Source organism: Mesorhizobium sp. M2A.F.Ca.ET.037.01.1.1 (assembly GCF_003998075.1).
Lineage (GTDB): Bacteria > Pseudomonadota > Alphaproteobacteria > Rhizobiales > Rhizobiaceae > Mesorhizobium.
The window spans coordinates 1-3247 of sequence record NZ_RZSA01000783.1; the positions used below are offsets into that span (position 1 = coordinate 1).

The window sequence follows — 3247 nt, forward strand, 5'->3', positions numbered from 1 at the left end:
CGCGGCGCCCGCCTCGATCCGATCGACGCGCTGCGGCACGAATAGCACCCGGCATCGCTCGGCTCTATTGCCGCAAATCCTGCGGTGATAAAGCGGTCTCCTGGGAAACCTTGAAGGGGACGGACGAAATGAGCAGGAAGGCGCGTGTAATCCTCGTGGCAATTGTCGTCGAGGCGTTCCTGGGCGGCATCTGGTGGTATCTGGCCCCCTTCGGTCTGGCCAATCCCGACCGCGTCGCGCCCAATTTCCAGGAAGTCGTCGGCCAGACGATGGGCACGGCGATGGGCGCGCTCCTCGGCCCTGCTTCATCCTGTTCTTCGTCGCGGCGCGTAATGACCGCAAGGCATTGCCGCAGAAGGAGCGGCTCTGAGCGCCGCGAGAGAATGGAGTCGCGGACTGCCTGTCAAAACGGCAGCCGCGCGTTCTCCTTGACCTCCTTCATCACAAAGAAGGTCCTGGTTTGCCGGACGCCCGGCAACGCGATCAGCTTCTGGCCGTGCAGCTTGTTGAAATCCGCCATGTCGCGCACCCGTATCTTCAACAGATAGTCGAAGTCGCCGGCCACGAGATTACAATCCAGGACCTCCTTGAGCTTGAGGGCGGCCTCCTCGAAAGCGGCGAAACTTTCCGGTGTCGAGCGATCGAGCACGACGCCGACCATGACCAGCGCGCCGAGCCCGACCGCGGCGGGCGCGATCTCCGCCCTGACTCCGGTGATGTAGCCCTCCTCGAACAGGCGTTGCGTGCGCCGATGGCAGGTGGCGGCGCTGACATTCACGCGCGCTGCCAGCTCGGCATTGGTCAGCCGCCCCTCGGCCTGCAGGGCTCGCAGGATTTTGATGTCGATGCGGTCGAAAATATGATCGGAAGATTCTTCCATTCTTATCGGTTCCAATGGACGATTAGATGAACCTTAGCGCACTTCTTTGCGGAAATCCAAAAAGCAGCGGCCCTCTTCGAGAGCACCTTTCGCCGCAATTCGTCTATTCTTTGCCTATCCAAACGAACACTGCGGGAGGCAGGTCGATGTCACTTCTCGAAAAATTTCAACGGTATCCACTGACCTTCGGCCCGACGCCGATCGAGCATCTGCCGCGTCTCAGCGCGGCGCTTGGCGGCAAGGTGCGGGTCTATGCAAAGCGTGATGACTGCAATTCCGGGCTGGCCATGGGAGGCAACAAATTGCGCAAGCTCGAATATATCGTGCCCGATGCGATCGCGTCGGGCGCCGACACGCTGGTGTCGATCGGCGGCGTGCAGTCGAACCACACGCGCATGGTCGCCGCGACGGCCGCCAAGATCGGTATGAAATGCGTGGTCATCCAGGAGAAATGGGTGCCGCACTACGATGCGGTCTACGACCGGGTCGGCAATATCCTGCTGACGCGCCTGATGGGAGCCGACAGCCGGCTCGTCGACGATGGTTTCGACATCGGCATTCGCAAGAGCTGGCAGGATGCGATCCAGTCGGTCAAGGATGCAGGCGGCAAGCCCTACCCCATTCCTGCCGGCGCCTCGGTGCACAAGTTCGGCGGTCTGGGCTATGTCGGCTTCGCCGAGGAGGTGGCGAAACAGGAAGTCGAACTCGGTTTCAAATTCGACTACATCATCGTCTGCGTCGTGACCGGCTCGACGCAGGCCGGCATGATCGTCGGCTTCGCCGCTCAAGATCGCGCCGACCGGGTGATCGGCATCGATGCCTCCGGCACGCCCGACCAGACCCGCGCCCAGGTCCGCCGCATCGTCGACGACACCGCCGCCCTCGTCGGGTTGGGCCGCGCCGTCCGCGAGGACGAAATCGTCATCAATCCCGACTATGCCTATCCCGCCTATGGCGTTCCATCGAACGAAACGAACGACGCGATCCGGCTGGCTGCCCGCACCGAGGCGATGATCACCGATCCGGTCTATGAGGGAAAGTCGATGCAGGGGCTGATCGACCTGACGAGGAAAGGCTTCTTTCCCGAAGGCGCGAGAATTCTCTATGCGCATCTCGGCGGCGCGCCGGCCATCAACGGTTACAGCTATTACTACAAGGACGACGGCGGTACGCGCAAAGGCGCGCCGCGTGACGACGCGCTGCCACCGCTCTTTCCATAGAGCGCACCCGCTGACACTGATGCTACGGGTCAGGAAACCTGTCGCTGCCATCGAAATGCCATTCGATCAGCGGCTTCATATGCCCCATCAGCCCGTCGGGCAAATCGGCGGCATGCCGGATGACGACTGGCCCTTCGATCTCCGGATCGGCCTCGGCGGCGACGAAGGCGCTGATGCGCCGCGCCAGCGCGTCGGCCGTTTCGGCAACACGGTAGCGGCGGAAAATCACCGTGCCGCTCGCCGTCGACAGCGCGTGATAGCGCTGTCCACGCTCGGCCGCTGAAAGATCGAGCCCGGTCTCCTCCCCCACCTCGCGTATCATGTTGAAGTCGATATCGACCAGCCCGTCGCGAAAATCGACCGGCTCGAACGAGCCAGCGGCGAAATAGACGCGGCCGGCATTGACCGTGTGCCGGCCCATGCGGATCGCCACCAGCGCATTGTCCCCGGCGACCAGCATGGCATGCGCATAGGCGTGCTCGGCACCGGAATTCTCGCGTCGCTTACGCCACAGCATGAAGGTCGAATAATTGACCGCATGGCAGCGGCCGACGAGGCGGCTGTCGCGGTATGCCAGTTCGGAAAGCAGCACCACCGTGCCGTCGAACAGCGCCGGTTTGGCCGCGATCTCCTGGCGCCAGTTCTCAGCAATCGCTTCCGCATTGCTGACGGCGAAGGGGTGCGGCCCGGGATCGAGGCGGACGTCGACCGCATCGACCGGCAGGATGACGTTGCGGGGCAGATCGAAACTCAAAGGGTCACGCCATGTCCAATGTGATTGCCACGGGGCAATGGTCCGACGCTTTCGGCCTGTCCCAGCCGGCGCGCGGAAAGCGCTCGACCTCCTGGCCCGCCGGGAAGATGGTGCGCCAGGGCTGGCCGTTGCGGATGATGTCGGGCACGGCGGTCGCGTTCTTCGCCGCCAGTGCCTTCGACAGCAGGATGTAATCGAGCTGGCAGAGATGCCGCTCCTCCGGGCCGCGCGTGTGGTAGAAGCTCCAGCGGTCCATCTCCGGCCGCCGCTCGACGACATTCTCGCAAAAGCCGCCGGCGGTCAGCACGTTGATCGAGGACTGGGCTTCATCCACGACCTCGAAGCGATAGCCGTCGAAGCTGTCGCCCTCGATCCTGACACGCTGCCGGTAAT

3 protein-coding genes and 1 pseudogene are annotated in these 3247 nt (G+C 63.2%); 1 reads left to right on the forward strand and 3 read right to left on the reverse strand.

Annotation, left to right across the window (positions count from 1 at the left end; all coding sequences use genetic code 11):
- Positions 1 to 403 precede the first annotated feature (403 nt).
- Complete coding sequence (locus tag EOA27_RS28905; RefSeq protein ID WP_042643231.1) at positions 404 to 880, reverse strand: Lrp/AsnC ligand binding domain-containing protein; 477 nt, start codon at positions 878 to 880, stop codon at positions 404 to 406.
- A 146-nt stretch (positions 881 to 1026) separates the two neighbouring features.
- Here EOA27_RS28905 and EOA27_RS28910 point away from each other — a divergent pair, with 146 nt between their 5' ends.
- Positions 1027 to 2100, forward strand: coding sequence for a 1-aminocyclopropane-1-carboxylate deaminase (locus EOA27_RS28910; RefSeq protein ID WP_127257828.1), 1074 nt, complete (start codon positions 1027 to 1029; stop codon positions 2098 to 2100).
- 22 nt (positions 2101 to 2122) lie between these two features.
- On the opposite strand, the gene EOA27_RS28915 is transcribed toward EOA27_RS28910, so the two are convergent.
- Together EOA27_RS28915 and EOA27_RS28920 are read right to left on the reverse strand one after the other, a co-directional pair.
- Entirely contained in the window at positions 2123 to 2854 is a 732-nt protein-coding gene (locus EOA27_RS28915) for a hypothetical protein (RefSeq protein WP_127257830.1), read from the reverse strand.
- 4 nt (positions 2855 to 2858) lie between these two features.
- Positions 2859 to 3247 (reverse strand): annotated as a pseudogene (locus tag EOA27_RS28920) (endonuclease); the annotation flags it as partial.

Coding starts and splice junctions, on each gene's coding strand:
- EOA27_RS28905 (WP_042643231.1), bottom strand. CDS start 880: ATGGAAGAATCTTCCGATCATATTTTCGACCGCATCGACATCAAAATC.
- EOA27_RS28910 (WP_127257828.1), top strand. CDS start 1,027: ATGTCACTTCTCGAAAAATTTCAACGGTATCCACTGACCTTCGGCCCG.